Origin of the sequence: Collinsella sp. LCP19S3_D3 (assembly GCF_052121455.1) — a bacterium.
Classification (GTDB): Bacteria; Actinomycetota; Coriobacteriia; order Coriobacteriales; family Coriobacteriaceae; genus Collinsella.
This window is the reverse complement of record NZ_JBQKEF010000048.1, coordinates 1-1,378: the sequence shown is the minus strand read 5'-3', so window position 1 is coordinate 1,378 and position 1,378 is coordinate 1. Positions and strand designations below refer to the sequence as shown.

1 protein-coding gene is annotated in these 1,378 nt (G+C 68.5%); it reads right to left on the bottom strand.

From position 1 onward, the window contains the following. Window positions 1-53 precede the first annotated feature (53 nt). On the bottom strand, window positions 54-1,373 hold the full coding sequence (locus tag ACTQXM_RS08970; RefSeq protein WP_441537642.1) for an IS256 family transposase: 1,320 nt from the start codon (window positions 1,371-1,373) through the stop codon (window positions 54-56). Window positions 1,374-1,378: the final 5 nt, after the last annotated feature.

Sequence of the window (1,378 nt, the reverse complement as noted above, 5' to 3'; positions counted from 1 at the left end):
AGTTCCGTTAGCGCAGTTGGTGAAAGTACGTTAGCGGGGTCGGCGAAAGCGCGTTAGCGCATTCGGCGAGATGCGTTTGCGAAAGTGGTCAATTTTAGATTAGCGCTAACATCCGCAAGCTCGAGGTCCCATTTGATCATCTTCTTGGCCTCCGCCTCCAGCCGCGCCCAGTCGACCGTCCCGTCAATCCCGCGTGTGCGGCCCTCGTCGTAGAGCTCGTTCATCCTCGCCTCCGAGAAGTACCTGGACTCCTGCCATATCTCGTCCTGCTCGCACATGACCGCGCCCGCGAGCCGCACCAGCGAGCCCGTGGAGGGGAACACCTGCACGACGCGCGACCTGCGCTTTATCTCTCGGTTGGTCCTCTCCTGCACGTTGTTGGTGCGCAGGCGCTTCCAGTGGGCCGGCGGGAAGTCGAGGTAGGCCAGCGCGTCGGGCTCGGCCTCCTCCAGCACCGCCGCCGCCCTGGGGCAGCACCCCGCCAGCATGTCGCACGCCGCGTGGTACATGGCCGTCACGGTGGCGGCGTCGCGCCCGCGGAACACCTGCGACACGATCCTGCCCACGCGGCGCCTGAGCTGCCAGGAGCCGGCCTCGCGCATGCAGTCGCGCATGAGGTGGACCGCGCAGCGCTGCCACGCGGCGCCCTGGAAGACCTCGCCGAGCGCCCGGACGAGCCCCGGGTGGGCGTCCGAGACGACGAGCCGCACGCCCGCCGCCCCGCGCGAGCGGATAGCCCGCAGGAAGGCGAGCCACGAGTCGTAAGACTCGGTGTCAACCACGTCGACACCGAGGACGCGCCTCCAGCCGCCCGCATCGCAGCCGATGGCGGTGACCACGGCGGTGGAGGCGACGCGCCCCTCGCGGCGGCACTTGACGTAGGTCGCGTCGAGCCAGACGCAGGGCACCGGCGAGCCGTCGAGCGGCCTTCCGCACAGATCCTCGATGTCTGCGTCCAGGCTCGAGGCGATTGCGCTCACCTGGTCCTTCGAGAGCCTGGAGACGCCCATCTTCTCGGCCACCCTCTGCACCTTGCGGGTGCTCGTGCCCGTGGCGTACATCTCGGCGACGGCGGCAACGAGGGCGCGGTCGACGCGCTGGTAGCGCTCGAGCACGTCCTCCGGGAAGAAGCTGCCGGAGCGCAGCTTGGGGATGCGCAGCGTCAGCGTGCCGACGCAGGTGGCGAGCGACCTCTCGCGGTAGCCGTTTCGGCTGTTCGCCCCGCCACCGCAGAGCTGGTCGGCCTCGGCGTCCATCACGGCGTTCACGACCTGCTCGGCGAGTCTGCGAAGCAGCTCCTGCATATCGATGGCGCCGTCGTCGAAACGGGGCATAGCGAGCATGTCCGGCGTCGGGTCTGATAAGATTTCCATAGCGG

What these genes read in the sequence shown, in the direction of transcription:
- ACTQXM_RS08970 (WP_441537642.1), bottom strand. Translation starts at nt 1,373, where the DNA reads ATGGAAATCTTATCAGACCCGACGCCGGACATGCTCGCTATGCCCCGT.